Source organism: Bradyrhizobium sp. Ken64 (genome assembly GCF_055807555.1).
Genome location: NZ_JBVVPA010000009.1, coordinates 127,293 through 154,026, shown reverse-complemented (window position 1 = coordinate 154,026; position 26,734 = coordinate 127,293). Strand labels below are relative to the sequence as shown.

The following is a 26,734-nucleotide window of genomic DNA, read 5'->3' as shown; positions in this document are numbered from 1 at the left end:
GGCTCGGCGTGAGATAAACATAGCGAGCGACCGATCGGTAACAATTCCAGAACAATTGTGCGTCGGATACCGATGGCTATTCTCAGACCTTCGCAAGATCGGCGTCCAGAGCCCCGCCGCACCCTGGGTTTGTTCCGCGGCTGCCGGCCCCGGAGACGAACGCCGTATTCCTCGAGAGCTGCACAGGGTTTAAGTTGGGCATCGCCAGCCCGACACGGCTACCCGCGCCGAACGCGGGAATCTTCCAGACGCGAGGGCCTTCTTTATGGCCTACCGCGCGAACGCGGCGATCGCATGACGAAGCGACATTCGTCAGTTGTCGGATCAGACCGACGTGGCTTCACATAGTAGGATTCAAACGCTTAGTGTCTATTTCGCGCGATCGGGCCTGATCGCCTAGCAGAGGAAGTGTACCCCTTCCTGGCCGAGGTGAAGCGGAGCAACCGGCTCGACACACACCGCGACTACCGTGGCAAGCTGCAGCCCGCCGAGCTCGGCCGGTTCCGCGGGCGCATAGTGGCGACCATCACCCGTGAGATGGCGACGGCGATCGCCGCCGTGCACGGGCGCGGCGCCGGAGGCCATGTCGGAGGGGATGGTGCGTGTGGTCAAGCGTTTCTGGTCCTGGCTCGCGGAGGCGACCAGGACCGGCGTCATGTTCAAGCTCGCGGCCCCTCCCGCACCCGCGTTGAGGTCGGCGAGGAGGCGTTCGATCCGGACGACGCGGCCGGCGACGCGCCGCCGGAGATCGAGATCGGCCGGGCGCTGGCCATCGCCAGGCTCGACTGCCTGCCGGAGCAGATCGGCTTCGGCCCGCAGCTGCTGATCGGCACCGCGCAGCGCCGACGCGCCGTCACAGGCGCCTCGCGCTGGCGCTTCAGGACCTACGAGGAGGCCGACGACGAAGTGGCCTGATGCGTTCCGCCCTACTTCCGCAAGTTCGGCACGAAGCGCGGCCGCCGCTCGCACCTGGTGCCGTGCCTCGGCTTCGCAGCCTCCGCCGCCGAGCGGCTCGACCGCCTGCCGACTTCGAAGGATCCGCGGGCTAGCTTTTCCGGGCCGGCAAGACCAACCGATCGGACCGCCCGCACGCCGACAGTGGATTGTTCAACGATTACCTCCGGGCCATGCCGGGGATCTCGTTCGCTCCGCACCGCGTCAGGTACGCCTTCGCGACCTACGGCGAGCGCGACCGGGGCTTCAAGCTGGGCGAGGCGGCGCTGATCCTCGATCACATGGGAGGCGTCGAGCCCAAAGACGTCACCGGCCAATTTTACAGCAGCGACCCGCAGATCGGCCGGAAGCGCGAGATGATGCGGCCGTGGGTGCAGTGGTGCGAGACGTGGGCGCAGCGCGCGATCGAGCCCGACCCCATGCTGCTCGACCGTGCGACCATGGCGGCGAGGCACGCTACAAAAAGAAAACCACGGCCGTGCTGCCGGAGGCTGCCGAATAGCGGTTCCGATGCTGCAGAATCGTGATTGCTGCTGCAAAATCGTGATACGGCGGGTTGGATTCTGCAAAATCGTTACGGCCGCTACAAAACGAAAGCCTCCGCCGGGCTGGCGGAGGCTGCCGAATAACCTACCCGCGCGAACGCGGAAACGTATGGTAGTGCCGTCGGATGCGACCGACTGCATCATGCCGCCGAATTGTGGCGGCGGAGCGACATTCTCAGCCCACCAGTTTTTCCCGCATCTTGATGGCGATGTCTTCGAGCCTGTCGGCGGTCTTGCGCAGGCGCTCGGCCTCGCGCACGAGCGCTTCCGCGACCTTGCCCTCGACCTCGTCACTCACCACGCGGTCGCCGTTGACGATGAAACTCATCATCTGTTTGCTGATCCCGATGGCTTCGGCCATTCGGCCATGACCGCGCTCGCCGTACAGCGCGGCGGACGCATGTATGATCCGCTCCGCGCGCGGTGAGAGCTTCTTCTTGGGAATTAGATCGCCCTCCATCCCTTGACCCCTGCGTCCCAGCGGTGCGTCTGCTTCCAGCCGTTATAGCGGACCTGCTGAGCGTCGATCCGCCGGCGGCAGAACTCGATTTGGCGGTCAAGGTCGGAGAGCTCGGCCGCCTTGATGGCGTCGAAGCTGCGGCGGGCGTAGCTCATGAAGTCGTCGGGGCGGCTTTCCTTGATGGCTTCGAAGGTCGGGCGGGTCACCATGACCAGCACCTCCGGGAGGCGGCCGAACGCATGGATCTCCTTGGTGCGATCGACGCAATTCACGGCCATCGGGCTGCCCTCTCGCTCGACAGCCCTCGGACGTCCTCGATGCGCTCCACCCAAGACCTCATAGAGGCGATCATTCTGCCCAGGGAGTCGCGGGAGACCTCGAACGGCAGTTCCTTGGCGCCGGAGCAGGATTCGGTCTGCCAGCCCTCCCCGGGCCGCTCGTAGCCATGGTGGGCCATGGTGCCCAGGTTCGCCAGGAAGCGCTTGCCACAGCACTGGCACGTCATCTGAGCCGCCTCGCGAGCGATCTGCTCGGCGGTCTTGGGCGGCGGGTGACTGGCATCGCCGCGCTTCACCACCAAGGGCTTCGCCGCCTGGAGCAGCGCGTGCAGCGGCATAAGCGCGCCCGCGATGAAGTCGGAGTATTCCTTCAGGCCGTCGTGCTTTTGCGCACGTCTCAGCACGACCGGCAGGTTGTGAACGTCGAAGCTGGCGATCAACGCGTCGGCGTCGTAGGCGCGGCTCCGCCAGCGCTGGTCGCGGTCGTCGTTCTTAGGGTCTGTCTCGAGAAACCCCTTAGCTGCCTCCTCGACGGATCTGTTGATGACCTCTTTGGCCTTCGTAAAGTCCTGGTTGCGAACGAGGCCCGCGGCGATGCCGGCCTCGAGCTTGGCCACTGCGTCATGCAGCAGATTGGGGAGACGAGGGTTGGAGATGTGGGGTGAGATCGCCTCAAGATTCATCTAGACCACCGAGTAGCCGCGGTAGTCGAACGATGCCTCGCGCCTCGAGAATGCGCTGCGCGTGCGACCAGGCAGCGCGCAGCGCGCGGCCGCGGGTGATCGCCGTGAAATCCAGGCCGTTGTAGTAGGCGTCGGATTTGTCGGTGAGCGTGACCGCATGGTGCAGAACGCCCTTGCGGACGGGCTTACTGACGGTGAAGCGAGGATCTCGGCCGGCGCGCGCCTGTACGGCGTTGGGCTTGGACATCATTCCCTCCTCTCGGCACCGCGACGGCAGCGCTCTCTCTACGGCCCCGAGCCCGGTATGCCTTTCGGCAGCCGGGCGTGAGGTCGATGTTGCCGCCGTCAGCGCAGTCCTAGCGCCGCCTTGCCCTCGATGAACGCACCATCGCTGCCGTTGTCATCGACCATGGTGCGAGCGAGATCCGCGAACATTTCGACCAGACCATCGTTCAGATCATCGACCAGTTCTGTCGTGAACACAGCGGCGTCGGTGACCTGCAGGTTGTGCGCGCGCTCGATGACAGCGCTCACCGGCACGCGGATCACAATCTCGTCGCCGTCCAGCACGGCACTTGCCAACTTCGTCATCGAAACCCTCCTCTGCGACGCCACCACGGCGTCTCTCACGCCCCCAAGCCCGGTGTGCCTTTCGGCAGCCGGGCGTGAGGTCGATGTCGTCTAGGTTCTAAGGATGAATTCGTCGGACATGAGAGCAGCCGCCTGTTCAACCGGGCAGTCGTGGTCATAGAGCTCCCTCTGGAGAAACTCGCGCTGCGCACTGTCCTCCACGAGGCGACGGATATGGTCACGACCGGACTCCTTGAGGTATCGGGCCAAGGCCGCGTCGACGGAGCAAGGAAGATTGATAATGACATCTGCATCTTGATCTCCTGCGGGCACATCGTCTGTACGGCCCCGCGCCCGTATGCCTTCAGGCAGCCGGGCGTGTGGTCGATGTCGGTAGCGCTAGAGGAATTCGTCCGCGGTCAGAACGGCGGCCTCGTGGACTGGCACGCCATCGCCGTGCAGCTTCTCCAGGTAGTCGCGGGCCTCGATGGTGCCGGGCAGGTCTCGGTCGGGGAGACCCCTCGCCTTGCGATCGACGGCGATCCGCTGTTGGACAGCGTCGATGTACATGTCGAGATTCCTGTCGACGGCTGGGCGCGGGTACCAGATGATGAAGGCGCCGCCGCGGCCCGTGACCGAGCCGGCGATCTGACCATCTGCGGCCGCATCGACGAGATCCTCGATCGTCATGCCGCGCGCTGCGAGTGCGGCTTCGAGCGCGTAGACGTTGCCGTCCACGATCGTCTCGCCGGTGGCGGCCTCGGTGAAATGGTAGCGCATGCAGCACCTCCTACGCAGGCGAAATCGCCTACTTTCATTCGGTAGACTGTAAATCCACAAGATAGTTAATGCAAGCGCGATCCGATTCACGGCGCCGTGAATCAACAGCATCTTGCAGAGTTAGCTTCACATCCCGTGCCAAAAAACGCACAGTATATTGGGCGTTTCGGTGCGATCAGGCAAAAACACCTAATATACTGTGCGCGGAAGAATGTCCGGTATAGCGGGCAAAATCGGCGATCTCGGCGAAAATGTCCAGTATAGTGGACATTCCGAGGTTCAGCCCCGGCGCTTCGCTTTCTTCGCTGACTTCGGCTCTGTCGGCACGAAGCTGCCGGCGGGCGTCCAGTCGGCGCCGACATTGTTGACGCTACAACCGGCCTTTGCTGTCGAAGTCATCCGCCAGCGCCAGGCCGAGCACGCGAAGGAAGTCGAACATGCTCTTCCTCAGGGCCTCGTCCCGACCGTGCACCACGAACACGGTGTTGGCCTTGGGCTTCCGGACGGGCTTCTTGGCCTTCGACGCGGAACTTCGGGAGGCGGGTCGCTCCATTATCTCTAATTCGGCAGGAGGCTCGCCCTCCCAATATTGCGTAAAGTCGAGGGCGCCGCCCCGTCGGCCATGCTCGGATTCATCGCCGCGCAGCTGGCCACCCTGAAGCCACGGGCGCCGACTGGCGACCGCTGGATCCATGAGATCAAGTTCGACGGCTACCCTGCCCAGGCTCATGTCGGCCGGTCCGGGACCCGCATCTACACGCGATCGGGTCTGAACTGGACGGCGAAGTTCACGGCGGCCGCGTTGGCTGAGCTTCCCGCCGACCAGGCTGTGCTCGACGGCGAGATCGTCGTGGTGGTCAACCAGCGCACTGACTTCTCCGCGCTGCAGGCCGACCTCTCGGCCAAGCGCCAAGACAGGATGTTGTTCTACGCCTTGACCTGCTGCACCTGGACGGTCATGACTTGCGCAGGGTCGCGCTGCGCGAACGCAAGCGACTGCAACAGCAGCTGCTGGCCAAGGCCGAACCCCCGCTGATCTTCAGCGAACACATGGATGACGGCGCGGCGATGTTCGCCCGCGCCGAGAAGCTGAATTGGGAAGGGATCCTCTCGAAGCGGGCGGATGCGCCGTACCGGTCGGGCGACCGGTCCGACAGCTGGCAGAAGATCAAGACTAGCAAGCGCGAGACCTTCCCGTCGTCGGCTACGTGCCGGTCATGGGCGGCATCGCGGCGCTGCACGTCGCCCGCCGCGAGGGCACCAAGCTGAACCTACATGGGCAAAGTCGGCACGGGATTCTCAATGAGGGTCTCGGCCGAACTGCGGCGGCGCCTGGATGCCCTGCCGCCGCCGAAGACGAAGCTGTTCGCGAAGAAGCACATCCGCGCCGTCGAGCCGACCCTCGTCGCCCATGTCGAGTACCGCGACATCACGGCGGACGGGTACCTCAGGCACCCGTCGTTCAAGGGACTGGCGGAGGACTAGAGGGGCAACTGTCCGTCGCGAGCGACAGCAGCGGCGCGCCCCTCAGCAGACAGCACCAATCTGCGCTCGCGAACCTGCGCTCGCCGGCAGCATCACGCAGCCTGTAGCTCGGACCGTACACATCGCCGCGCCACCTCGAGAACGGATCCGAAGTGCCTCGCCCAGAGCAACTCGGCGTCGTCCTGCTCCTGCATACGGTCCAGCCAATCGCAACTCCAGGCCATCACGAACTCTTCGGGATGGCGGGGCAGCACGACACGATCGTGTTGCCCACGCTGGCACGCTCGCTTTCGGGACGCTCGAAGAAGCCTTGGCTACTCAATTCGACGACGGCAGCATTGAATATGGGCCGCGTCAGCACGCCGCCCATGCGCTGCAGTGTGAGCGCGTAGCTGTTGTAGACGCCGAGACCGCGATGCTTCGCAATCGTGCGCGCCTTCTCCCGAAGAACCACGATGTCCTGTTCGATGATGTCTTCTATCTCCGCCTCGGTCATCCCGCCCACCCCTTCTGGCACCGGCCGCCTTGCCGCACCCCGGCGGCTTGCGCGCCAGCAGGCGCAGCGTGCCGGCGTCGACGGTGAGTTCGGGATGCCGCAGCATCACGGCCAGGGCGGCTGTCACGTGCTGCTGGAACTCGTCGATTGGGGCGACAGGCAGCAAGCTCATCTCAGCCAGCGGACCAATGGCATAGGGAAGCCGAGTTAGCGCTTGGCCGACTGGCTCCCACTTCCACGGTCTCGCCGCCCTCTGCTTCCGCCGCCAGTCGATGATCAGCATGACGCCCAAGATCAGCAGTGCCGCCCACCAGTAGAGGGCGACCGTGCCGATGATCTCGTTCGGCGGGAACACGTCCCGGTTCGGAGCAGCGTGGATCAGGCCGAACATCGCGACGGCGGCGAAGACAAGCAGGCTGGCGGCCAGGGCCACGCGCTCGGTGGTGTTGAAGGTGGCCGGCATGCTCAGCTTCTTTCCTTGCGGACGCAGACGCGCGTCTCGGTCTCGGTGGTGTTGGTCAACGGGAAGAACCACGACGACGGGCTGACGCCGCGCCATGGGGTGCAGGTTTCGTGCTTCTCAGTGCGCCATTCCGCGCACTGCGCCCGCCGGGCGTCGTCCTGCGCGAGGCCGGCGATCATCAGGACGGCCATGAAGGCGCAGAGGATGGCGAGTAGGACGGGCATCAGTCCTGCGACTCCGCCTTCACGTACCAGCGGCCGTGCTCGTCGACGCCGTGCTCAGTGATCTTCAGTGGATCCCGTCGACAAATCGCAAGGGCCGCCAGCTCGTTCGCCGCCATCTTCATGGACACGTCGTCACCTGGCCTGAAGCTCTGCGCGATGGTCCTGCCCCGATCTCGAACGTCGTCGTCATCAGCACGTCCTTCGGGTCGCAGGATCCAAAGCTGATAGATTCCTTGGACCCTTCGGGGCGGAAGAAAAGTTCACACCTCATCATCTTGAACTCGCTCAATTCAGCTCCCTTGCTCTCTCCGCATTCGAACCACCGCGCGATGAACGCCGGCGCGTCGATCGGATGCACGTAGATCTCGGTGCCGGCATCGTCGCCGTCTACCCGGACCAGATCGGCGATGTCGCCGTCGTCGACCACGAGCACGCCGTCATCGACGACGAAGCAGCGGCCGGGTCGGACGGCGGGTGTGGTCAGGAGTTTCATGGCTGCACTCCATCATCGGGTTCGGGGTCGGCGATCTCGCCGTCGACGGGCGCCGGCGACTGCGCGAGCCGCATGCGGATCTCGGCGAGCGTCACCGGCCGGAGATCCCAGCGATCGACGCCGACGTCGCACGACAGCGAGTTGCCGGGCAGCCTGCCGTGGCTGTGGCCATAGATGTGCAGCGCACCGCGACGAATTCCGTGCCACGTTCTCAATCCGTAGTGGGCCGCGACGATTCGTTGTCCCTCGTCGGTGACGTTGAGAATGTGCTGCGGCGGGGCCGCCCAACCGAGTTCGAGAGTGGCCTTGTCATCGTGGTTGCCGATGACCAAAAATTTCTGTCCGTTCAGCCGCGAGAAGATCGCGCGCACCCGCTTGGGGTCGCAACGATGCGCGAAATCGCCAACGTGGATCACGCGGTCGTGTTTCGAGACCGTCGCGTTGAATAGGTCAATTAGGTAGGCATCGTGCCTATTGATGTCGGCGAACTGAAATCCAGTCGACGGGTCGATCCGATTCGCGAGGCGGACGATGGATTCATGCCCGAAATGTGAGTCCCCGGTGTAGAAGGTTCTCATCGTACGATCTCCAGGTTCGACCGCTCCATGAGCGCGGCGTGCTTTCGCGCCTCGAAGGATTCGTCGACCGAGGGCCCGGCCGGGTGCGCCGCGACCAGACGGAAGATCGCGTCGTTGATCACCCCCGACGCGCATCCCAGCTTTTTGGCGGCCCAGCCGGGATGCCCCCCGCAGGCCTGCAGCGCCTTGTAAACGCGCTCGTCTGAAATCTTCATCAGTGCAGCCCCGCCCCGGCGATCTGCTCCGCGACGCCCTGGGCGATGACGTCCCCGGCATGCTCGTCGAGATCGGCGAACGCGCCGCGGACCGCCGTGATCGCGCGCTGGATCGCCGGGGTCTCGAACTCCACGATCTTCAGGGCTTCGAGCGCCAGCGCCGCGCGGTGCAGTTCAGCACGCGTGCTGCAGACGGTCGGGATCGGGGCAGAGAACATGGTGTCGTCCAAGCCGACACGACCGTGCGGCCCGAACTCGCTCGGCGGAAGGTCGGTCAGCGCCTTCGTTACCTCGCTCATTGGGTGCCTCTCCCCCTCAGGATTCGGAAAATCTGGCCGGTCCGTAAAATTGCAAGGACTCGCAGCACGTAAAATTATTAATCGCATGCTTTATTGCCATCGTCAACACATAGTCTATCCAGCGTGCACATCGAGCCGGACAGCAGGTGTCGGCCCAGAGACCAGGAGACTACGACCATGACCAACGGCGGATCCCACACGAACTTCGACCCTACCGCCTTCACCGTCGGCGCCGTCGGTGGCGCGCTCTCGATCGCCGGCGCGCTCGCTGCCGGCGTCGAGAACTACAAAGGCCCAGCGCCGCAGCTGGTCGGACTGGACCGTCGAGCAGCTCCGCGCCGCGCTCGACTGCTCCGAGGCGTTGCGCTTCCGCGCCCACCTCGACCTCAACGACGCGAGGGCAACGAACGCCGATCTCGAGCGGCGCATCGCCGACCTGACGTTCGTCTTCAAGCGGCAGGACGCCCGTCGCGCTCGAGCTTCGCGATAGCGGCAAACCCCGGAGACTCCTCGATCGGAGCCTCCGGGGGCCATACGACGGCCCGCAGCGGCATCACTTTCCGAACACCGGGAATTGCGAAAGCCCCCTGAAGTGCGCGGAAACAGCCATCTTGTCGGCTTCCATGAGCTTGTCGCACTCGTCGCGAGAAAGACCCGGCAACCACTCTCTAAACTCCCGCGGCAGCTTCGGCGGCACCGGCACCGGCTCGTCCGCGATGATGCTGTCGGCCGCCCAGGTCATCAGGATCCGCGCGATCTCGTCGTAGACCGCCGTCATGTCCCGCGGCGCCGGCTTGTCGACGTACGGCTGCGGCATCGGGATCTCCGGCGGCATGCCCTGCCCGCCTCCGCCGCCGAACATGCGGAATGGCGCGGAAAGCACCGCCAGACCGCAGGCGAACGCGCTTTTAAGCGCGGAGATGATGGCAGAAATTAAGGCTCGCATGGTGTGTCCTCCTCTGATGTCGGCAGGCAACACCCGCGGCCGGCAAGAGGCAAGGGGCGTGCAAGGATTCGAACCGATTTGACAAAAGCCAAGACCGTACATATCGTGTATGGAGCCATCGTACGTACGCCGGCGATGCCGCGTTCGCCGCAGACGAGGACTCGCAGTGAGCATCAAGTCTTTCCCGAAGGACACCGCCGGCCGGCTGGAGCATGTCGGCCAGGCGCTGTACGGCGCCTGCTGGCGCAAGCGCCTGGCCGGCGCACTGCAGATCAGCTGCGATACCCTTTATCAGTGGCTGCACGGCAGGGCGAAAGCGACGCGGGACGTCGACGCCGCCTTGATCGACCTACTCGACGCCGAACGCGACGCCTGCGCCGAGCGCGGCGTGCAGATCACCGCGCTGCGCCGTCAGCTGATCGCGAGGTAGCCGTGATGCTGATGCGAACCCCGACCTTGCAGCAGCCCTTGCGCGGCGCGACCGGCGGCAACAGAACGTGGACCGAGGCCGACCGCCGCCGCCTCGCCGAGATGTACCTCGGCAAGCCGCGCCCCAACATTTCCGTCATGGTAGCCGCGCTCGGCCGCTCCGCAGCGGCACTTCAGACCGAGGCGTACAAGCTCGGTCTCACGGCGCCGGACGTGCAGCTGCGCCGGCGCCTTGTCGGCCGACACATGTTCGCGTCCTGGGGCGTCGGCAACAGGATATGCCCGCGCTGCAACGAAAATATCGTCAGGGAGATTGTGTGATGACGGAAGAGACCAACGTAGTCGAACTGCGCCGGCTCGGCCGGCAGGCCCGGGTCGCCAGCCGCCCCGCCCTGGTCGTCACCGAGCGGGTGATCGAGATCGGCTCGGAAGCGGATGCCTACACGGTCCGCCGCAGCGTCTGCGCCCGGAGCGGCCGCGGCTTCATCACGATCCGCGACGCCGGCGGCCGCATCATTTTCCTGAGCCGCGACGTTCCCGAAGAATGCGTGTCCTCGCTGATCATCGCCTACCGCTGCGGGCTCGGCGCCGGCCGCGCGCAGGTGATGGAGAGCCTGTCGTGAGTCGTCGGCGCCTGAACACGGCACACTGGCAGCTCACCGTGAGCACGTTCCGCGAGTGCGCAGGTTCCAAGTGGCGCCGGGACGCAGCCAGATGGCTCGGCGTCGGTCCCGCCGATCTGCGGGATTGCTTCGACCGTGATCTCGCTGGTGAGGAGATCGACGCGCTGCACGCGAAGCTGACAGCGCGCATGGATGCGCACCTTCGATGGGTGAATACCGTCCGCGTGCCGCGTGTGCACGCCGCCGCGAGCGCCGTGCGGGACGCGGTCGAAGCTCGGGTCAACGCGCTCGCGCTGGCAGTCCAGCGCGCTGAGCAGGAACAGCAATCGGCTGCGTATGAAGCGTGGGTCGACTGCCAGCGCTCGATGTTGGGCGTGTAAGAAAGGAATCCACATGACGAAATATCGCTTTCCGCCGCCCAGCTCCCGCTTCCCGAAGCCGGCCGAGCCGAAGCCCGCAGCCGCGCCCCCGCCGGCGCCGGTGTTGCAGACGGTGGATCTCGACCAGATCGAGTACGACGAGGAGGGCCGGCGCCTCATGAGCGGGCCGCTGCCACCGCCGCCGCGCCCGCAGCCGACGATCATCGAGCCGTCGCCGACGCCACCGACGCGCTACATCCCTCCGCCGCCGCGCCGGCCGGTCGCTCAAACTACGGGGCGGCCTCGGCCGACATTTGTGCCGCGGCAGGAGGCTCCGAAGCCAAAGCCGCAGCCGCAGTCCTTCGGGCCCGACGACATCCCCTTTTGAGGAGCTCGCAATGGTGATGGACTACACCACCACACGGCTCTGCCGCTACGGCGCCGGAGATCGACGCGCGATCCTGCGCCGCAACGACGAAGGCTGGTTGGAGGAAGCGGCCGTGTTCTTCTCGCCGGGGCCATGGACTGCCAAGGACGAGGCCGAAATGAATGCCTGCGCGGACGCGCTGCGGGGCGCGCGCGCGGCACCCAGGGCTCGAGTGCGCTACGTCGCCGTTCCGCATTCCGATTACCTGTGCGGTGAACGCAGTCTGCTCGGCGAGCTGCGCCCCGACGGCAAAATGAAGCGCCATGTCGCCGTGCTGCACTCGCGCGGGCCCTGGGTCGCTTTCAACGAAGCGCAGCTGCAGGCTTGCCTGACCGGCATGGCGGAATGCTGACTCCCGGCCCGCTCCACCTGCTGGTCGCCATGTCGCGCGGCTGCGCGCTGCGTGAGGTGAGCGCCCGCGGGGGTCCGTGGTTCGTGCTGGCGCGCCCGGGCGGCGACATCGAGCGCGTGCACGGGCGCGCCGTCAACAAGCTCGTGAGGCTCGCACTCGTCGAGTGCACCGGCGGCGAGACATTCCGCGTCACGCCGGCAGGCCGCAATTGGATTGCGGCGAATGTGGACAAACATCATAGACACAGCGTGGAATTTCGCCGGAGTAACGGGGGGAGTCGCCAAAATGGCTGCACGCGTGACGGCATCACGCGTGACGCTCTGGCAGATCGCAGTGTAGCTGAGGCTCAAGATAGAGTGCGATAGAGGGAAGCTAAGTCGGCTTAGCTTCCCTCCCGCACCGATGCGGGTGTCACGTATACGATACAAAAATCCTAGCTCGGGCCTTTTTGTAATCTATACGATACTTTTGCGCGCGACTGTGCGATGGCGGACAGCACCCACTTTTGACAGACCAATGATGGCAATTAGTTCGGCTCGTCGATGTCGAACTCGAGATTCAGGCCGGGCACCTCGCCGAACTCGACCTGCTCGCCGTCATTCTCGAGCCTCGCTTGGTCGGAGCGCGGCGGCGCGGTCGCGAGATTTCGAGAAGCGTACAAGCGTCTCATCGGAAAGGCCGGCATCAAGCGGCTCTTCGTCCTCATCGACGACTCGACCGCTGCCTGCCTCAGACCGCCATCGAGACCAGACTGGTCGATACGGCCGAGATGCATGTCCTTCGATTCCAGCGGACTTCGCCGCCTTTTCGCAGGAGAATCCTTCCACAGCGGGTGCCCGCAAAATCGGTGTCAAACCTGTGCGAGGCTGCCATCGACGAACAACTCGGCACCGTTGACGAACGAGCTTTGGTCGCATGGCAGAAACGGGACGGCTTCGGCGATCTCGTAGGCTGCCCGACCCGTCCGGACGGCGCTGCATCGCTCTGCGCCTTCAGAAATCCGTCTATCTGTTGGTACGACATGCCGAAGCCGTCGAAGGCCGGGGTCGGCACCGTTCCCGGGCTCACGACTTTCACCCGGATCTTGCGGTCTCTCAGGTCGACGCTCCAGCCGCGAGCGAACGACCTGATTGCCGCCTTTGTCGCCGCGTACACGCTGAATGCCGGAATGCCCTTAATCCCGGTGATGGAAGCGTTCAGCACAATCGATGATCCCTCTCCCATGAGCGGCAGAGCCTTCTGCACCGTGAACAGGGTCCCACGCACGTTCACGCTGAACGTCTTGTCGAAGTGCGCCTCCGATATCCGGAATCCAATGGCCTTCACCAGGACGATTCCATGCCGGGTGGTTTGCTGCAGTGCTGACCGCTACCCGCGGGGCACCGTAAGCTCAGCGCGAATTCGACTGCTGACCAGTCGCCACGGTCACGCGCCAGATCGTGTTCGACAGATCGTCGGCGACAATCAGGGCGCCGCGTTTGGTGTCGACCGTGACGCCGACCGGCCGGCCGCGGGTCTTGCCGTCCTCGCCGATGAAGCCCCCAGCGGTCGACCAGTGCAGCAGGATCGAAACCTGGTCATAGCGGCTTCGGGTAGCCGTCGCGACGATCCGGGTCGCTTTGTCGAGGACAAACTTTTCAGATGCGCTCATTCCGTCCACCATTCTTCGAGCTCTATGATTCATTTCGACGCTGGCGAACGCGGGGTCAGCGGGAGAGGCGGTCACCCCAGCTTCGGACTAGTGGTCCAACTGGCTGTGTCAGCCGTTGCTCGGGCCCGATTTGGCACCAACCGCTGCAGTCGGCGACGTTCCTGTTGGTTTCGTCGCGCTGCAGAAGCGAACTACACTTGCCCGTGGCGTGGTGAGCCATGCACCGAAGCTTTTTGGGCCTGATTGCTGTGCTTGCCGAGTGTCGCAGTAACGCTGCCGCAACCCATGCATTGAACCTCAGTTCGACCAAACACATTCCTGCTTGACCGAAGCCCTTCTGTACAAAGGGCATGTGCGCTTTTGATTCGAAGTTGTTGCCGTCGGCAGCGCTGCAGTCTCACTGTTGAAGGATCCTCTCGCTTTGGTCGCTGACATCAATGCCTTGGCGAAATCGACGGTTGGGAGATAGCCAAACGCACCAGGGATATCGATGCTTCGTCACCGGTGATCTATATAACAGGAGGCGCCGGTGCGGAGTGGTCCGCCAGAGGCGTACCCAAGAGCGTCTTGACCCGGAAGCCATTCGCTCCAGCGCAGATTATCACGGCAGTCTCTCAGCTTTTGAACGGGCAAGTCCGTCGGCGGGAGGGGCGTGAGGCCGCCTCGCGATCCTCACGACAATCAACACGCTCCTGTCGAAGACCAGGACGGCTTTGAGCGAGCGCATCAACGATACGGCGCTGGGCAACGGCCATATGTGGGGTCAGCTGGACCGCTCGTTTGGAGAGGTCAATATGCTTCTTGATAGGCGGACTGAGAGCACAGCAAGGACGGAGAAGGCAAATCAAACGTCCCAACCCGACGTCCGCTTGGCGCCAGGAGCGGCCGATAGCGTCGTTGCGCCGGATTGAGCCAGAGTGAAAACGTTGATGTACCTCCGCGGCGGCGCCGGGCGGGGCTCGGTGCGAGACTTATAATTGATAAAACGCTTTGACTGTCCCGACGAACTCGGCACCCCGAGCATGCGATGGGTCGCTGCCATCCTCGATATCGAAATCGGCGGGCACGGAATAGAAAAAGTATCCGTCGTCGCGGTCTTCCCGAAGGGCGTCGAAATCCACAATCTCATAGCGCGGCAGGAGTGAGTCGGCGCCACAGTTGCGATCCACAGTTTTCGCCGCCTCGATCAGATCGGTGACGCCAAAGATTTCGTCCACGACATGCCGGCGCCTGTTGCAGATTGCAACCAGTTTCGTTTCATTCATAAAAACAGCCTTTTCCATAAGCCGGCACCGCGCCGCCTCATCGTTCATCTGGATAGTCTTGAGCGAGAGTCCAGAGCAGCCCATAAGCCGTTGAACCTATGGTTAATGCGGTTCGGCGCACGTGGATAAGCGAATTCGAGGCAAGCCTGCAAGTTCACCACCGCCGTGGCCGCAGCGACGCCCCTTTGACACTCGTGGAGCACACACCAGACGCCGAAGGCCTGATGAATCCGGGCGAAGTTTGGTGTTGCGACCCGGCGGCTTTCTGGATGCCAGGCAGGCCCGACGCGCCAGGCCCTGTCGTTCTTGATCTGGCGCAGCGCGCCCCCGATCGAGCGTGGCCGACTTCCCGCACGCGGCTGCTTCTAGCCGTCCTGACGAGCCGCGCCCAATTCCGCCCGATTCCTCAAGCGCGCTCGCCTGAGAGCGAGCCGCTTCCCGCTTTTCACTCTTCGATTGTGATGATTGCTGGGGACCGGCTGAAGCGTAGATGCGGATTGCGCAGGATACCTCGGTTTTCCATTCGAAGTGTCGGATGACTGTCTCCCGGTTGAACGATCCGGCCATGCTGATCAGTTGAAGGGAGCCAACCAATTGCTCGACACGGCCATCGCTTCCCAAAGGCAGGAGCAAGCGCTCACAATCGATCGTATGGCCGCCGCTGTTGTAGGTCGAAAACACGCTGTAGATCGCGCAGCCGCTCGTCACGCACTGCTCGGCGGCGGCTAGACCGAACTCCTTCAAGGCTGGTGGAAGAACCTCTTCCATCGATTTCCCGGCCCAGCTCGAATTGAAGACCTCTCCAACGCTCGCACCCTGGTAAAGCGCGCGAAATGTCTGCCCGTCTCCCCGGCGCTCAACGCTCCAGATGATGAGTTGTTTTGGGTCGTGCAGCCTCGCTTCAGGCCTGAACTGATCGGACGAAGGGAATGGCAGATCGCCGGCCGTGCGGGCCCAGTACCGACACATGGCCTGCTGACTGATCGACTTCACATCGGCGAATGAACCGTCCGTGTAATTCATGGTCCCAAAACCTACACGCCACAGCGTTAACGACCCGTAGTTCGGCCTTACGCCCACTCGATTCCCGAGCTTGACCACATGCATTGGGGCTCGAAATGGCGCCCAACGGCGGCGTGCCACCGGACCGGGTCCTGAACGCGATGGCTCTTCCGGAGATCACCCGCTACCTCCGCCAGAAGCGGCGCTCGCACGCCCGGGCGGCCTGATGCCGTCGGGGCACGCGCTCTTGCTGGACGGCGCGGTGGTCGGGGTCGCCGCCGATCGCGGTCACCACTTCGGCAAGCCGCCCGGAGCAGATCGTGCTGGTGGAAGGCCATGGCGTCGATGGCGATGCCCACGCAGGCGAGTTTGTCCGGCACCGCTGTCTCACCCGCCGCCAACCCCGCCTTCCAAATCTCCGGCAGGCCCATGATTCCGGCCGAGCTCTTAGCATCCTCTTGAAGTTGGCTTCGAAGCCGCAGCAGGTGACCTGGGCGAGAACATCACCACCTTCAGGGATGCCGCTCGGGTCGCCCATCGAGCTCGGATGCACCGTAATCGTAGAACTGACCGGCCTCCGGACGCCTTGCGTTCTGATCGACCGACTTCCAGCTCGGCCTTAAGCAACAGGTGCTCTCGTCGGCGGAAACGGGCCCTCCGTTCAAATCCGGGGTGTTGGGCGTGGTACGGGCCGGCGGGATGGTCGCGGCTGGTGATACTGCGCGGATTCGCCTTCCGTCCTCCTCGTTTCGGCCTCTGCCGGCCGAGTAGAAAGACCCTACCATCGCCCGAAAATCGACCCTGCCATATCGCCTGCAGCCCATGCTGGCCACGTTGACGGATGCGCCGTTCGACGATCCCGATTGGGTCTTCGAGGACAAATTCGATGGTTTCCGCACATGGTCGCGGAAATCCGGCGTGGTCGGGTCGCGCTCTACAGCCGCAATGGAAAGATCATCAGCCACTCCTACGTGGAGGTCGCGAAGGCGCTCGAGGGCGTGAAGGCGGAGCAAGTGAGAGCGCACCGTCGGCCTGCCGATGCCGAGCATCTCTGCCGCCTCTTTCGCTCCGAGGCCTTGAGCGTCATCAGCACGCGCAGCTCACCTCCGTGGCATCGGTTTGAAGTTGCCGAGCCTAAAGTGTCGTTCCTGGCGCTGAGGAGCAGGATCGATCTCTGGCTCACCTTGTGAGCAGCATTGCAAAGCTGACAACGAGCGTGGTCAAACCGACTGTCACGGCCATGAGCGATTGCGCTTTCTTTTTGTCAAGTTCGCGTTCCATCGCCAGCCAGCCACCTTCGTTGCGCGTACTGGCTTAAGTGCTGGTAGGAGGTGCAGGCCGAAAGCAAACCGCGCTTCAACCGAACCAGCGCAGCATCGTGACCACGTCGTCCAAGTTTGTGCGCGCCTGCCCTCGTTCGCCTGGTCCGATGCGCGGTCCCACAATTAGAGCGGGTCCGATTATCGGTCGCGATCCGCCGATCGTGAACGCCTTCCCGTCTTCCAGACCTGCCGTGAGCAACACGTCGCCTTTCGTCAGTCGAAGCGCGACCGATGGCGCGACGCCAAAGAAACGGCGCAACAACCGCGTCTCCGGGCTGATCTGGAGGACAGCTATCCTCTCCTTCGCGGGGTCGATCGAGATAGCTCTAACACCTCTCATGCTGTTTCCTTGCTACTGGTACTCTTGGCCATCGGCCTTCGGATCAGACCTTGCAGGACACCATGGCCACGAAAGGATGGCGCTCCGACAGTTTGGATAGTCCCATGATCAAGAAATGCGGCGACGGAGCTGACTCATAAGCCGATCCCGCAAGTTTTCGCAGCCTTGATCAATCGGATCGCTAGTCATCGGTACTCTCACCGGCTTCTTTGCAGAATCAGGTCTCCACACTTCACCTAACAACCTGGTCAACCGGCCATCGGTGCCCGATTCTGAATCTTGTGGCGGACAACGTCAACCCGCTCATTTGTTGACAGTCGGTCAGAACGGCAAGTCGTCCTCGGGCTCGGTGGCGAGGCGGATCGGCGCTGCGCAGGACTCGCTGGGCTCGCCGGCGCGGTCAGCAGGATCAACGTATCGATTCCGGATCCTTCGCAAGGTGGCCTTCGCTTCGTTCACGTCGTACCCGCGCGCCTGCAGGTCCATCAAGGCTCTGGCCACGAGGTCCTTGTCGGTCCACGTCATCTCGGACAGTCGAGTGGTGATCAGCGCATACAGCAGGCTCATCGCGAGTTCGCGGCTGTCCGGCGCCTTGCGACGATCCATCCGGACGCGCCATGCGGCCGTACGGCAGCGCGTCTGGGCCCTGATGACCTCCGGCGGGACGCGGCCCCTCATCTTGAAAACCGTCGCATCCGGCCGGTCGTCCGGATTCCGGAAATTCTCGGTGCGCCGGGTCTCGTCGATGGCGGCGACCACCCTGTCGATCTCTGCGGCCCTCATGCCTCTCCTCCTGTTGTACATCGTGCAGACACGGTCGATACGGCTGTAGGGGTACGGGGGCCGGCTGCAAAGCGCAAGAATCCGGTGGTGCTGGCTGGCTGACGGGGCTCCGCAGGCCGAGACCGGCGGCGCGCCGCATGGCGCCCGGAAGGCCTGCAGGCGGCGACCGGATGACCGGCGGAGCTAGGCCGGCTCCACCACCGCGGCGCGGCTGGCCGCATGCTCACGCCCCTTCTGCCGACCGAGTGCTTGCTCCCGGATTCCGAGCGTCGAACGATACAGCTGGGCACCGGGCCGGCAGAATTCGAGCATGACTCGGCCGGTCTGCTGGCTGCTGTGAGCCGGATTCCACGGCCGGAGGGCGTTGAGCAGCGGCAGCATGGTCGGCCGGATCACCCTGCTGAGGGTCAGGGCCTCGCCGGCATCCGCCGGAACGGCCTCGCTGGGCTCATCGGCGGGCTGGCTGGACTGGGCCTGGGGGCTGCCATAGGTAGTTACCCCCCACACACCGGAGCATTTTGCAGCGGGTGCCGCAGGGGAGGTGTTGGCCTGGTTTCCGGACTCCGGAACGGTCGTCGGAGCATCCATGATGTGCGCCACGATGGCGTTGGCGCCGTTCAGCGCGACCGCCGCGTCCCAGTGCTTGCGGATGGTGCGGGGGTCCATTCCGATCAGCTCGCACACGGACTTCTCGTCAGGCACGGCGCACTTGGAGATCTCAAGAATGGCATCGGCGATCCGCCGCACGCTGCGCTGGACCTGCGTCCGGTTGCAGTAGACCTGGCCGGCGCTCTGAGCGGCGCTGATCAGTTTCTTCTTGAGCTCGGCGGACCCCAGATCGGCTGGGGCGCTCTGGACCGCCGTGGCCACCTTCTCGGCAACCTCGGCCTCGGCGGCGCGCAGGTCGTAACCGCGGCTCGAAGCCCGGCGCCCTTTGCCGAAGGACTCGGCCACCTTCTTTGCGGCTACGCGGATGCTGTTCTCGGCGGCGTCGCGTGCCGAGGCGCGCAGCTTGCTCAGTTCGTCGAGCATGATGCGGTCTTGCAACAAACGGTCGGCGATCTGCTCGCCAAGCACCCGGCGGTCAAGCTGAGCGCCGACGCGAAGTTCCCCGATCCCCTCCCACAGGAGACAGAGCTCGAACCCGCGCTTGCCGGCCATCGAATAGAAGGCGCCCGACTGGCTCTCCGAGACGCCGGCCGCGACCATCTGGGCGACGCTCTGCTGGCGCATGGTGACGACCAGGTTCTGCTTCAGGTCGACATTCAGAATCCTGCAGAGCTCGGAGAGCGTCGGCAGCTTCTCGGTCTGCCAATCCCGGGCGACCACGCGCGGCGAAGTGGGCTGCTTGACGTCGCCGACGTTCGCCAAGCCGCCGATATCGCATCCAGCCATGATCGTCAGCGCGGCGGCGGCGCCTTCGAACATCGACATGCTTGTCGGATCGTCGTACCAGACGCCTTTGCCCGCCGGTAACCACCACAGGAGGTGGGGCCTGGTCACGCGCTCAGGATACCGGTCGTCCCAGACGTATGTGTACTGCTGCGGGGGCACCAACAAGCTGTTCAGGTAATCATGGAATTCCTGCACCGACTCGAAGATTCGGTCCTTGTCGCCGCGGATGATTTCGCGGCAATCGGTGCGGGTGTTGCCGTGGATCTGGTCCAGACTGGCCCACTTCTTCAGGTGCACGTGACGCCGGTCGTTGTTGTCGCCGGTCCAGTGCCGGGTGTCGTTCTGTAGCGCGTGAAGCGCGCCCTTGATGCGGCTGACGCTCTCGCCGATTTCGACGGCGATCTCCTTCGGCGTCTTGCCGATGCCATCCAGATACTGGATGCGCTGGAGAACCTTCTTGTTTGTGATCCCCTTGCGGCGCTTGCCCGGGCCCTTATGCGTCGCGGCCAGGTAGCGCTGGGTCATGACGCTCGTCGCCGAGCGCTTGCCCTTCTCGACGAACGCGCCCTGCCAGCACGTGCCGCCGTTCTCCTGCGTTGACGAGCCGCCTACGTATCCGGCCTCGCCGAGGTAGCCGCGGCCGTGCTTGTCGAAACGGTCGCTGGCGCTCTGGTGGCGGGTGATGACAACGCCGTCAGCGTCGCAGCGGCTGGTGACGACGTGGGACTGAGCGCGCGGCTCGTCTGCCATACGGCGCAGGTACTCCTCCCGCCTGCAGTGCTCCCGAATGATTGTCGCCTGCCGCGGGCTGTAGGGCCTCTCCGCCGGCTTGAGGTGCTTGGTCTTGACGAGACCGGACGTGAGGGCGTCGGTCGCGATGCGCAGGTCACGCTCGTAGGTGCTTTCGGAATTGCGCCGGGCGAGCTCGATCTCCTCGGCCGGCGTCCGCTGGTTGAGCCCACGCAGCCGCTGGGCTTCGAGATTGTCGCGGGCGAGCCAGTAGGCGTCGCGGCGAAGGCGCGCGGCCTGGCCGACCTTGACCTCGGCAGCGGCCGCGATATCGGCGATCCGTAGATCGAGGAAAACCGCGGGATCGAAATCGCCGAGGTCAACCATCGCGTCCGCCAACGATTCGATGGCGAGGTCATCACGCACCCGGCGAGCCGCGGCCTTATTTCGATCCTTCTCCAGCCGCCGGACCTGCTGGCGGGCGTCCAGGTAGAACTGCTGCTCTCGATCCGGGAGGTCTTCCAGTTGCGCGTGGATGCACGGCGTGAGCACGCGCACGGGTGTCGCGGCGGCGTCGGTCATGGCTGTCGGCGTGTGGCGCATCGAGGTCCGCAGGTGGTGGATGCGAATCCTACGGGCCGCTCCGGCAGAATGTCAACGCGGACGCCTCCAAATAGATGAGGAAAGTCAGCCAGTTAGCGTAATAGTTGCCATCATTGGATGGGAAGCTAAGGCGCCAGACGATGCGACCGGACGCGGTCGCATCGGCGAAGTTGCCACCGTTGGGTGGCGGGAAGGCCCGTCGTTGTTGGCTTTCTCGGCGACAATTCGAATCTTTGATATTCCGAGAGTCGAATTGTCAGCCCTACTTCTCGTCTGGCTCGGGCACCGCCCGCTCGGCCCATAGATTGTAGCCGCGCTCGTCATCAAGCCATTCCTGCGGCACCCGGAACCCGAGCAATCGCTCGTTCATGTCCACCCAGCGGGCCCAGCGCTCGCCGAAACGGATGGCGTCTGACTTCTGGAGCGGCGGTGGCGCCTCGGCATCGATCCTCCCCCAAGGATCCATTTTCGGGTTTCGCGGGTCGAGCCTCAGAAAAGCGAGCAGCAATTTCTCGATGTAGCGCGACCGGCTCTCGCCGGCCTCTTTCGACCGCGCGTCCAGCAGAAGCACCAGGTCCTCGTGCATCCGCATCATCAGGCGGTCGGACCTGATGCTATCGGCGGCCTCCGACTTCTTGCGGGTCGGCTTTTTCCGGTCGCGTTTCGGTTTCGGCGTTTTCGAGTCCTTCACCATGTTCCCAGCGAATCCTTGAAAATGTACAGTCTGTGTGCATACAATGGCATCCGTACGAAGCACGATGGCCAAGGGTATAGAGCATGAATACGAAGGATTCGTCTACGCCCGCCGCCGACCTCGCCGAACTCCTGCGCCTGATCGAGGAGGACCGGGCCGAGAGCGCGCCGGCGCAGCGCGAGGAGGACTGCCGATGAAGCCTCCGAACACCCACCCCGCCCTGCAGCTGCTGACCCACGGAAGGTGGGACGACGCATTCGGCGCGCTGCATCACAGTTGCGAAGGCGTGCTCGACAGCGCGCTGCTGCAGGCGATGCTCGAGCACGCCCACGACCGCAAGGCGCTGCAGCGGGAGGTCCGCGCAGCCGTCGAGGCGCTGTACGCGGTGGGCAAGCCCGCGACGGGCGGGCTGGCGCTGGCCTGGAGCATGCTGACGTGTGACCCGCGTCGGCCCGCCTCGTTCTGGCCCGTGTTGCCGCCGCTGCAGTACCTCCTCGACAACACCGAACTCGAGGATGATGACGACGAGGTTGTGCGCCGCCGCCTGAGGACGTGGTGGCGGGCCGCCGACGGTGACTTCATCACCGCGAAGGCGTCGATGTTCCGGCTCGCTGATCCGGAAGCGGAGTGCTGGCCGGACGTCCACGTCGATGCAGTGTTCGATCGATATGACCGAACGCCGACGGTGCAGCAACGCGTCGATCCTGGCCCGACGCTGGTGGTGATGCCGAAGGCCAAGTCGACGCCTCTGAACAACTATCAGACGGCGTACAGGCCCCTCATCGACGCGGCCCTGCCGCTGGTCATCGTGCGCGACGTGCAGGCGATCCGGCGCGCCCTCCATCGCGAGTTTCCGCACGCTGTCCAGGCGATCGACATGCTGCTGCGGGATCTGCGGGATGACCAGCCGTTCCGGACGAAATCGATTTGTCTGGTCGGCGCCAGCGGCTCGGGGAAGACCAAGCTGTTGAACCGGCTCTCGGAGCTCGTCTCCGAGCGACCTTTGCACCTATACCGCTTCGACGGGGCGGTCGCTGATGGCCAATTCTCGGGAACATCCAAGGGCTGGAGCAACACGACGCCGTCTGTACCGGTGCGCGCAGTTCTCGCCTCGATGACGGCCAATCCTGTCGTGCTGATCGACGAGATCGACAAATGCAAGGAGAGCCAGAACGGATTTCTAGCCCACGCCCTGCTCTCCCTGACCGACCGATTTTCGGCGAAAAACTACCGTGATCAGAGCCTTGATGCTGAGGTTGATCTCAGCATGGTGAGCTTCATGTCTACAGCCAACGATGCGGCCCTGTTGCCCGGAATGCTGCGCGACCGATTCAGGCTGATCCGAATGCCTTCACCGAGCCTTCAACATTTGCCGCTCCTCGCTGCGAACGTCATGGCAGAGATCGCGCGGGACGACGAGGCCCGCATCGGCGAGCCGCCGCTCGGTCCCGACGAGCTCTCGAACATCGGCAAGGTCTGGCGACGGCGCAAGTTCTCGATGAGGGCCTTGAAGTCGATCGTCGAAGGCACGCTCGAGGCCCGCGACACGTGCGCGATGAGGCACTGACATGCAGGGAGCAAAACAGGATCTCGCACGGGACATCGAGTCCTACGCCTGCGGCGAGGAGCCGTCGCCGCTCGAGCTGATGCGCGCGCCTCGCCTCGACGAGTGGTCGGTCCTCGTGCGCCCACGCGGCAAGGAATTCGTGCTCATCGTCGAAGGCGTGGTGACTAGGCACCCCGAGTTCAACGACGGCGATATCGGACGCAGCGGCGCCGTCACCTGGTTCGATAGGCACCGCCGCTGGATCCGGACGCCGCGGCGGCTGTGGGTGCTCGGCAAGCACGCCGGCGAGGAGATCCCGATCGACGGCATCGTCACTGACGAGGAGTGAGAAAATGAGCGCATACTTGATCGCCGCCGGGCGCATCGTGCTCGGCATCCTCGCCGGCGAAGCCGCGCAGCGCGCCTACAGGCGCCGCCTGGCGGTGGCCGGGCGGTCGCGGATGCCGACGCAGGCGCAGGCGCAGGCGCCGAAGCTGGGTCGCGCCGATGTGAACTCGAGAAATTGCTCGCGACCGCGCCGCGCATCGATGAACACGTTGTGCGGCTGCTGGAGCGCCTGCAGACCGTGGCAGCCGCGCAGCGACGAGATCGACATGCGGATCCGTCAGCGCCGGATCCACAAGTGGAGCTTCGCCCCATCGTTCTCGCGCCCGGAAGCAGTCATCATTGGCGTGCCAGAGAGCCGCGAGGGCATTACCAGGACCGACGTGATCCTCTGGATCGACGCCGGGCTGCGCTTGGCTGTGTGAAGACGGCATGCGGTGGCTGAGCGAGTGATCCCATGGGAAGCTAAGGTCGTCTTCTCGGCTATCGCACGCTATGTTAAGCCTTGTATGGATCCTCACGCACCCTGCGATAGGGATGAGCGCCGGCGGCATCACTCTGAAAGGAAGCTAATTCGCGTTCCCTTTACATAACGCGTGTTGCCGCTCGGCGATATTTGGAGCGAGATCGGCCTCGGCGAAGCAAAGGTTGGCAATCGCCAACACTCAAAACCGATCACCTGAGATCAGGCCAGCACCCGTCCTCCTCGTGACGCCCCGTGCGGTGCATGCAGCCGTCGGCGAGGAGCCTAAGGGCGATCTCCTTCCAGAGTGAGCGGGGTCGTAGCGCTGGAGCGCCTCCACGTGCGTCAGCGTCACCGTCCGGAAGCATTTCAAGCATTCAACCCGCAAGCTCAGTCGACCTGATATCGGCGAGCGTGCGATCGGCGCGCGGCCGGCGGGTCTCCGCCCTAGGATCTGCCAGCACCGCCGCCCAACACGCGTCCTCGTCGGTGACGCCGGCGCGGCGGCGCTGCGCCTCGGCCAGGCGGCGGTCTCCTCGGCGCGCCTGTTTCGGTGTCGGGAAACGCCAGTCTGCACAACGTCGTGCGGCCATACGCACTCCAATTGACCCTAGCACGAATAAAGAACAAGACCCACCCATCGGCAATGCCGAACGCGTCTCCTAAAAATGGCTCGGAGGTGGGTTTGTCCGCTTCCGTCCCATAAGATGCGGACGGCGACCGGTCGGGTCGCATATCCGCCGAGCAGCAACCCGCCGTCGACGAAGCTGCCGAGCTGGAGGCCGCCGTCGGCCAGGCCATCGAGGCCTGCGGCGGCGATCCTGTCGCGGCGGTGCGGGCGCTGTTGGTGCTGAACGGTTGCCCTCGAGCAGGAGCTGGCAGTGGTCTACGCCAAGGCGTCGACCGAATTGCTGCGCTGCCGGCGCGTGAAGCCCCGGGTGTAATTTCGTTTACGGCGGTGGAAATTCGCTTATGGCGAGGGGCGCGGTGTAAAATCGCTTATGGCCGCTCACCGTGTAGAATCGTTCACGGCGGTGCAGGATCGTTCACGTGAGCGGGCCTACGTGTAAAAACGTTCACGGCGGCCGCGCCAAGCCGAAAAGCGTCCCGTCGGCGGAAAGACCCGTTCGTCGCCTCCCAGGACCTCAGGGTCTCTTTGTTTGTGACCTCAGCGAGATTCAGCCCTCTGCGACGGCTCCGTCAGCTTTGGAGCATCCAAGATGAATGCCCGGTCATCTTTAGCATAATCGGCTCGCGACCGTCCTATTGCTGCTGCCATCATTGAACTCGTAACGCTATGCCATAAACAGAAATCCACCTCTCCACATCCATGTGACCGCCTTCGACCAGCTTTCATTGCGCGGATCCAATAGTCGATCTGACGCGCCGATCGCACTGAGGCACAGCCGGAGGCAGATGAAGCTGGATCTCAGAACCACCAAATGCCGAGATCATGGAGTATCGCTTCGCACAACTTATGGATGCCGTCCGCCACTTCGAAACGGAGATTTCGATGCTCTTGGCGCGAGACGGCGAGGCTGCTTTCGACGCTTTGGGCGTTCTGGCCGTGCGTCTGGAGGTGCCTTCGGCGATGAAGAAGCTCGGGCCCGGAGCACGAGCATGCCCGCCTTAACAACGCTTATTTAGGGGCACGTTAACGATGCTCCAAGGCCATGATCGACACCCTGCTTTGCCTCCGCGTTCGCTTCCAAAGCGACATCGCAAATAGATCTGTGGAGAAGCAGAAATGGAGCAGCTAACTCACCTTAGCTTCCCAAACTCGTTTGAGGCTTTCCCTCGGGATGGGTAGCTTTGGCACGAGAAGCGAGGCCTCCGGCCTTGCAAGCGGCGGTCGCCATCGTCGCTTTACAAAGAGGAAAGAAGATGAGGAAGCAATTGTTGGAGGTGGCCGACATCGAGAGGATGCTCCGGCGTTTGTCCGAGGCCATCAAAGCGGATCAAATTCACGTCGATCGGTTGCCCCGGGATTGCTTCGCGAGCGCCTACGACGACGCCCTCTGGCGCGACTGGCGGAACGGCCATGGCGTTTTCATTGGCAAGCTGCTCGCGAGCGCGCATGCCATTAATTCCGCTCAGTTGGAACGGCTAACGGAGGTCGCTTCCGACTTCGCCCCGGGAGTGGTCGCACACATCATGCTCGAGACATTCGCCGAGATTGTCAGCGGCTCGTCTGCCGCCGGCTGCGAGACCGCAGCACATTTCTTCGAGTGGGTGGCCGGCGAGGTCAGGCGGCAGGCTCGGGGCAAGAGACCCGGCCGGCCTGCGCGAAGGTCCATCCAGCAATGGTTCTCGGAAATCGATCCGTTGACGATCTCGCGGGATCCGGAATGCGGATATCCTGTGCGCGCACAGGCAGTCCGCCTCAGCCGGACCGTGTCGCAAGCGGCACGGTGAACGGCCGAAACGCTCATCCGCGTGGAGGATTGTGCACTCCCGTTCCGCGGCATGAGGTAGGCACTGCGAGCGGTGCCTTTTCGACTCACAGGCGGGGGCTCGCCGGAGCGACACCCGGAAAGAATGCGCGGTGCAAGGGGATATTTCCCTACTATTCCCCTTCGCCGACGACAGAACCTGGCCACGCTGCGAGAGAAGGCCCCCGACACCGATCTGCTGCGCGAGTGATCGGCTGCCGCCCAGGGTCCGATGGAACCGGAAGTGGGGCCAGACGGGAAGACCTACGGCGAGAAGAACCCGAACGCCCTGGCCAGCGCAACGGTCACCGCGACCGGATCTGAGAGACCCGGGCGGTTAAGCTGCGCATCCCCGGCTGCGCAAGGGCTCCTCTACTTCTCCGCCTCCGTATGTGCAGGGCGTTCTACCCGCTGGGTCGACGACCTAGTGCAGGGCAGCCAGGACGACAATAAAGCCGCAATTTCGCAATAGAGCTAAGTCGCCCATCAACTCCACCCCAAGCTG

Annotated in this window: 37 protein-coding genes and 4 pseudogenes; 18 read left to right on the top strand and 23 right to left on the bottom strand. The window is 64.0% G+C overall.

The window, feature by feature from the left end:
• Positions 1–408 precede the first annotated feature (408 nt).
• Complete coding sequence (locus tag AC0L2F_RS17570; protein ID WP_473249201.1) at positions 409–915, top strand: hypothetical protein; 507 nt, start codon at positions 409–411, stop codon at positions 913–915.
• Between the two features lie 188 nt (positions 916–1,103).
• Positions 1,104–1,481, top strand: coding sequence for a hypothetical protein (locus AC0L2F_RS17565; RefSeq protein ID WP_473249200.1), 378 nt, complete (start codon positions 1,104–1,106; stop codon positions 1,479–1,481).
• 193 nt (positions 1,482–1,674) lie between these two features.
• Here the strand turns inward: AC0L2F_RS17565 and AC0L2F_RS17560 are convergent, their stop codons facing one another.
• The 7 genes from AC0L2F_RS17560 to AC0L2F_RS17530 form a co-directional block, all read right to left on the bottom strand.
• Entirely contained in the window at positions 1,675–1,860 is a 186-nt protein-coding gene (locus AC0L2F_RS17560; RefSeq protein ID WP_156526817.1) for a hypothetical protein, read from the bottom strand.
• A gap of 83 nt (positions 1,861–1,943) precedes the next feature.
• Positions 1,944–2,237: a hypothetical protein gene (locus tag AC0L2F_RS17555; RefSeq protein WP_473249199.1), complete on the bottom strand. Its 294-nt coding sequence runs from the start codon at positions 2,235–2,237 to the stop codon at positions 1,944–1,946.
• Entirely contained in the window at positions 2,228–2,920 is a 693-nt protein-coding gene (locus AC0L2F_RS17550) for a hypothetical protein (protein ID WP_473249198.1), read from the bottom strand. Before AC0L2F_RS17550 ends, AC0L2F_RS17555 begins: the two co-directional genes overlap by 10 nt.
• On the bottom strand, positions 2,910–3,170 hold the full coding sequence (locus tag AC0L2F_RS17545) for a hypothetical protein (RefSeq protein ID WP_156526818.1): 261 nt from the start codon (positions 3,168–3,170) through the stop codon (positions 2,910–2,912). The genes AC0L2F_RS17550 and AC0L2F_RS17545 overlap by 11 nt, the downstream gene beginning before the upstream one ends.
• Before the next feature lie 95 nt (positions 3,171–3,265).
• Complete coding sequence (locus tag AC0L2F_RS17540) at positions 3,266–3,511, bottom strand: hypothetical protein (protein ID WP_063993651.1); 246 nt, start codon at positions 3,509–3,511, stop codon at positions 3,266–3,268.
• 378 nt (positions 3,512–3,889) lie between these two features.
• Positions 3,890–4,270 carry a hypothetical protein gene (locus tag AC0L2F_RS17535; protein ID WP_063993652.1) on the bottom strand — a complete coding sequence of 127 codons (381 nt, stop codon included), beginning with the start codon at positions 4,268–4,270 and terminating at the stop codon, positions 3,890–3,892.
• Positions 4,271–4,640: 370 nt separating this feature from the next.
• Complete coding sequence (locus tag AC0L2F_RS17530) at positions 4,641–4,823, bottom strand: hypothetical protein (RefSeq protein WP_063993653.1); 183 nt, start codon at positions 4,821–4,823, stop codon at positions 4,641–4,643.
• Between the two features lie 36 nt (positions 4,824–4,859).
• On the opposite strand from AC0L2F_RS17530, the gene AC0L2F_RS17525 reads away from it, so the two are divergent.
• The 3 genes from AC0L2F_RS17525 to AC0L2F_RS17515 are packed head-to-tail and all read left to right on the top strand — an operon-like array spanning position 4,860 to position 5,755.
• Positions 4,860–5,306: an ATP-dependent DNA ligase gene (locus AC0L2F_RS17525; protein WP_473249197.1), complete on the top strand. Its 447-nt coding sequence runs from the start codon at positions 4,860–4,862 to the stop codon at positions 5,304–5,306.
• Positions 5,234–5,539, top strand: a complete 306-nt coding sequence (locus AC0L2F_RS17520; RefSeq protein WP_256375652.1) for a DNA ligase-like domain-containing protein — start codon at positions 5,234–5,236, stop codon at positions 5,537–5,539. The genes AC0L2F_RS17525 and AC0L2F_RS17520 overlap by 73 nt, the downstream gene beginning before the upstream one ends.
• Positions 5,540–5,572: 33 nt before the next feature.
• Positions 5,573–5,755: an ATP dependent DNA ligase gene (locus AC0L2F_RS17515; protein WP_245313450.1), complete on the top strand. Its 183-nt coding sequence runs from the start codon at positions 5,573–5,575 to the stop codon at positions 5,753–5,755.
• Between the two features lie 223 nt (positions 5,756–5,978).
• Here the strand turns inward: AC0L2F_RS17515 and AC0L2F_RS17510 are convergent, their stop codons facing one another.
• The 7 genes from AC0L2F_RS17510 to AC0L2F_RS17480 form a co-directional block, all read right to left on the bottom strand.
• On the bottom strand, positions 5,979–6,251 hold the full coding sequence (locus AC0L2F_RS17510; protein WP_473249196.1) for a hypothetical protein: 273 nt from the start codon (positions 6,249–6,251) through the stop codon (positions 5,979–5,981).
• A gap of 465 nt (positions 6,252–6,716) precedes the next feature.
• A complete protein-coding gene (locus AC0L2F_RS17505; protein WP_473249195.1) occupies positions 6,717–6,938 on the bottom strand; it encodes a hypothetical protein in 222 nt (73 codons plus the stop codon).
• Positions 6,938–7,060, bottom strand: coding sequence for a hypothetical protein (locus AC0L2F_RS17500; RefSeq protein WP_256375654.1), 123 nt, complete (start codon positions 7,058–7,060; stop codon positions 6,938–6,940). Before AC0L2F_RS17500 ends, AC0L2F_RS17505 begins: the two co-directional genes overlap by 1 nt.
• Positions 7,057–7,431 carry a hypothetical protein gene (locus tag AC0L2F_RS17495; protein ID WP_473249194.1) on the bottom strand — a complete coding sequence of 125 codons (375 nt, stop codon included), beginning with the start codon at positions 7,429–7,431 and terminating at the stop codon, positions 7,057–7,059. Before AC0L2F_RS17495 ends, AC0L2F_RS17500 begins: the two co-directional genes overlap by 4 nt.
• The gene (locus AC0L2F_RS17490) at positions 7,428–8,009 is read right to left on the bottom strand and encodes a metallophosphoesterase (RefSeq protein ID WP_473249192.1); all 582 of its coding nucleotides are present in this window, start codon (positions 8,007–8,009) and stop codon (positions 7,428–7,430) included. The genes AC0L2F_RS17495 and AC0L2F_RS17490 overlap by 4 nt, the downstream gene beginning before the upstream one ends.
• Entirely contained in the window at positions 8,006–8,224 is a 219-nt protein-coding gene (locus tag AC0L2F_RS17485) for a hypothetical protein (RefSeq protein ID WP_063993658.1), read from the bottom strand. Before AC0L2F_RS17485 ends, AC0L2F_RS17490 begins: the two co-directional genes overlap by 4 nt.
• Positions 8,224–8,523 (bottom strand): hypothetical protein, encoded by a 300-nt coding sequence (locus AC0L2F_RS17480; RefSeq protein WP_063993659.1) that lies wholly within the window; start codon positions 8,521–8,523, stop codon positions 8,224–8,226. Before AC0L2F_RS17480 ends, AC0L2F_RS17485 begins: the two co-directional genes overlap by 1 nt.
• A gap of 238 nt (positions 8,524–8,761) precedes the next feature.
• On the opposite strand from AC0L2F_RS17480, the gene AC0L2F_RS17475 reads away from it, so the two are divergent.
• Entirely contained in the window at positions 8,762–9,013 is a 252-nt protein-coding gene (locus AC0L2F_RS17475) for a hypothetical protein (RefSeq protein ID WP_473249191.1), read from the top strand.
• 63 nt (positions 9,014–9,076) lie between these two features.
• On the opposite strand, the gene AC0L2F_RS17470 is transcribed toward AC0L2F_RS17475, so the two are convergent.
• Positions 9,077–9,469: a hypothetical protein gene (locus AC0L2F_RS17470; protein WP_473249189.1), complete on the bottom strand. Its 393-nt coding sequence runs from the start codon at positions 9,467–9,469 to the stop codon at positions 9,077–9,079.
• Between the two features lie 166 nt (positions 9,470–9,635).
• Here AC0L2F_RS17470 and AC0L2F_RS17465 point away from each other — a divergent pair, with 166 nt between their 5' ends.
• Genes AC0L2F_RS17465 through AC0L2F_RS17440 form a run of 6 tightly spaced genes read left to right on the top strand, consistent with a single transcriptional unit; the run spans position 9,636 to position 11,659 of the window.
• Positions 9,636–9,899, top strand: a complete 264-nt coding sequence (locus AC0L2F_RS17465; protein ID WP_063993662.1) for a hypothetical protein — start codon at positions 9,636–9,638, stop codon at positions 9,897–9,899.
• A gap of 5 nt (positions 9,900–9,904) precedes the next feature.
• Positions 9,905–10,219, top strand: coding sequence for a hypothetical protein (locus AC0L2F_RS17460; RefSeq protein ID WP_063993663.1), 315 nt, complete (start codon positions 9,905–9,907; stop codon positions 10,217–10,219).
• Positions 10,219–10,521: a hypothetical protein gene (locus AC0L2F_RS17455; RefSeq protein ID WP_473249188.1), complete on the top strand. Its 303-nt coding sequence runs from the start codon at positions 10,219–10,221 to the stop codon at positions 10,519–10,521. The genes AC0L2F_RS17460 and AC0L2F_RS17455 overlap by 1 nt, the downstream gene beginning before the upstream one ends.
• Positions 10,518–10,901: a hypothetical protein gene (locus tag AC0L2F_RS17450; protein WP_473249187.1), complete on the top strand. Its 384-nt coding sequence runs from the start codon at positions 10,518–10,520 to the stop codon at positions 10,899–10,901. The genes AC0L2F_RS17455 and AC0L2F_RS17450 overlap by 4 nt, the downstream gene beginning before the upstream one ends.
• Before the next feature lie 13 nt (positions 10,902–10,914).
• A complete protein-coding gene (locus AC0L2F_RS17445; protein WP_063993666.1) occupies positions 10,915–11,268 on the top strand; it encodes a hypothetical protein in 354 nt (117 codons plus the stop codon).
• 10 nt (positions 11,269–11,278) lie between these two features.
• Positions 11,279–11,659 (top strand): hypothetical protein, encoded by a 381-nt coding sequence (locus AC0L2F_RS17440; protein WP_063993667.1) that lies wholly within the window; start codon positions 11,279–11,281, stop codon positions 11,657–11,659.
• A 526-nt stretch (positions 11,660–12,185) separates the two neighbouring features.
• On the opposite strand, the gene AC0L2F_RS17435 is transcribed toward AC0L2F_RS17440, so the two are convergent.
• From AC0L2F_RS17435 to AC0L2F_RS17415, 5 genes and pseudogenes are all read right to left on the bottom strand, one after another.
• On the bottom strand, positions 12,186–12,320 hold the full coding sequence (locus AC0L2F_RS17435; RefSeq protein WP_256375655.1) for a hypothetical protein: 135 nt from the start codon (positions 12,318–12,320) through the stop codon (positions 12,186–12,188).
• Between the two features lie 189 nt (positions 12,321–12,509).
• A pseudogene (locus tag AC0L2F_RS17430) lies at positions 12,510–12,964 on the bottom strand (SDR family oxidoreductase); the annotation flags it as partial.
• Between the two features lie 85 nt (positions 12,965–13,049).
• Positions 13,050–13,199: pseudogene (locus tag AC0L2F_RS17425) on the bottom strand (sorbosone dehydrogenase family protein); the annotation flags it as partial.
• A gap of 1,082 nt (positions 13,200–14,281) precedes the next feature.
• Positions 14,282–14,623 (bottom strand): hypothetical protein, encoded by a 342-nt coding sequence (locus AC0L2F_RS17420; protein WP_156526820.1) that lies wholly within the window; start codon positions 14,621–14,623, stop codon positions 14,282–14,284.
• A 54-nt stretch (positions 14,624–14,677) separates the two neighbouring features.
• Positions 14,678–15,598, bottom strand: coding sequence for a PAS domain-containing protein (locus AC0L2F_RS17415; RefSeq protein ID WP_156526821.1), 921 nt, complete (start codon positions 15,596–15,598; stop codon positions 14,678–14,680).
• Between the two features lie 39 nt (positions 15,599–15,637).
• On the opposite strand from AC0L2F_RS17415, the pseudogene AC0L2F_RS17410 reads away from it, so the two are divergent.
• Together AC0L2F_RS17410 and AC0L2F_RS17405 are read left to right on the top strand one after the other, a co-directional pair.
• Positions 15,638–15,804 (top strand): annotated as a pseudogene (locus AC0L2F_RS17410) (DNA polymerase/3'-5' exonuclease PolX); the annotation flags it as partial.
• Positions 15,805–16,360: 556 nt separating this feature from the next.
• A pseudogene (locus AC0L2F_RS17405) lies at positions 16,361–16,593 on the top strand (ATP-dependent DNA ligase); the annotation flags it as partial.
• Between the two features lie 967 nt (positions 16,594–17,560).
• On the opposite strand, the gene AC0L2F_RS17400 reads toward AC0L2F_RS17405, so the two are convergent.
• The 3 genes from AC0L2F_RS17400 to AC0L2F_RS17390 all read right to left on the bottom strand — a co-directional run bounded on the left by AC0L2F_RS17400 (position 17,561) and on the right by AC0L2F_RS17390 (position 21,515).
• Entirely contained in the window at positions 17,561–18,022 is a 462-nt protein-coding gene (locus AC0L2F_RS17400; protein ID WP_473249186.1) for a hypothetical protein, read from the bottom strand.
• A 183-nt stretch (positions 18,023–18,205) separates the two neighbouring features.
• Positions 18,206–20,728 (bottom strand): hypothetical protein, encoded by a 2,523-nt coding sequence (locus AC0L2F_RS17395; RefSeq protein WP_473249185.1) that lies wholly within the window; start codon positions 20,726–20,728, stop codon positions 18,206–18,208.
• Between the two features lie 283 nt (positions 20,729–21,011).
• Positions 21,012–21,515 carry a hypothetical protein gene (locus tag AC0L2F_RS17390; protein ID WP_156526823.1) on the bottom strand — a complete coding sequence of 168 codons (504 nt, stop codon included), beginning with the start codon at positions 21,513–21,515 and terminating at the stop codon, positions 21,012–21,014.
• A 121-nt stretch (positions 21,516–21,636) separates the two neighbouring features.
• Between AC0L2F_RS17390 and AC0L2F_RS17385 the strand changes: the two genes are divergently transcribed.
• The 4 genes from AC0L2F_RS17385 to AC0L2F_RS17370 all read left to right on the top strand — a co-directional run bounded on the left by AC0L2F_RS17385 (position 21,637) and on the right by AC0L2F_RS17370 (position 26,212).
• Complete coding sequence (locus AC0L2F_RS17385) at positions 21,637–23,010, top strand: AAA family ATPase (RefSeq protein ID WP_473249184.1); 1,374 nt, start codon at positions 21,637–21,639, stop codon at positions 23,008–23,010.
• A 1-nt stretch (position 23,011) separates the two neighbouring features.
• Positions 23,012–23,338, top strand: a complete 327-nt coding sequence (locus AC0L2F_RS17380; RefSeq protein ID WP_063993679.1) for a hypothetical protein — start codon at positions 23,012–23,014, stop codon at positions 23,336–23,338.
• A 4-nt stretch (positions 23,339–23,342) separates the two neighbouring features.
• Positions 23,343–23,759, top strand: a complete 417-nt coding sequence (locus AC0L2F_RS17375) for a hypothetical protein (protein ID WP_063993680.1) — start codon at positions 23,343–23,345, stop codon at positions 23,757–23,759.
• Between the two features lie 1,922 nt (positions 23,760–25,681).
• Positions 25,682–26,212, top strand: a complete 531-nt coding sequence (locus AC0L2F_RS17370; protein WP_156526824.1) for a hypothetical protein — start codon at positions 25,682–25,684, stop codon at positions 26,210–26,212.
• The last annotated feature ends 522 nt before the right edge of the window (positions 26,213–26,734 follow it).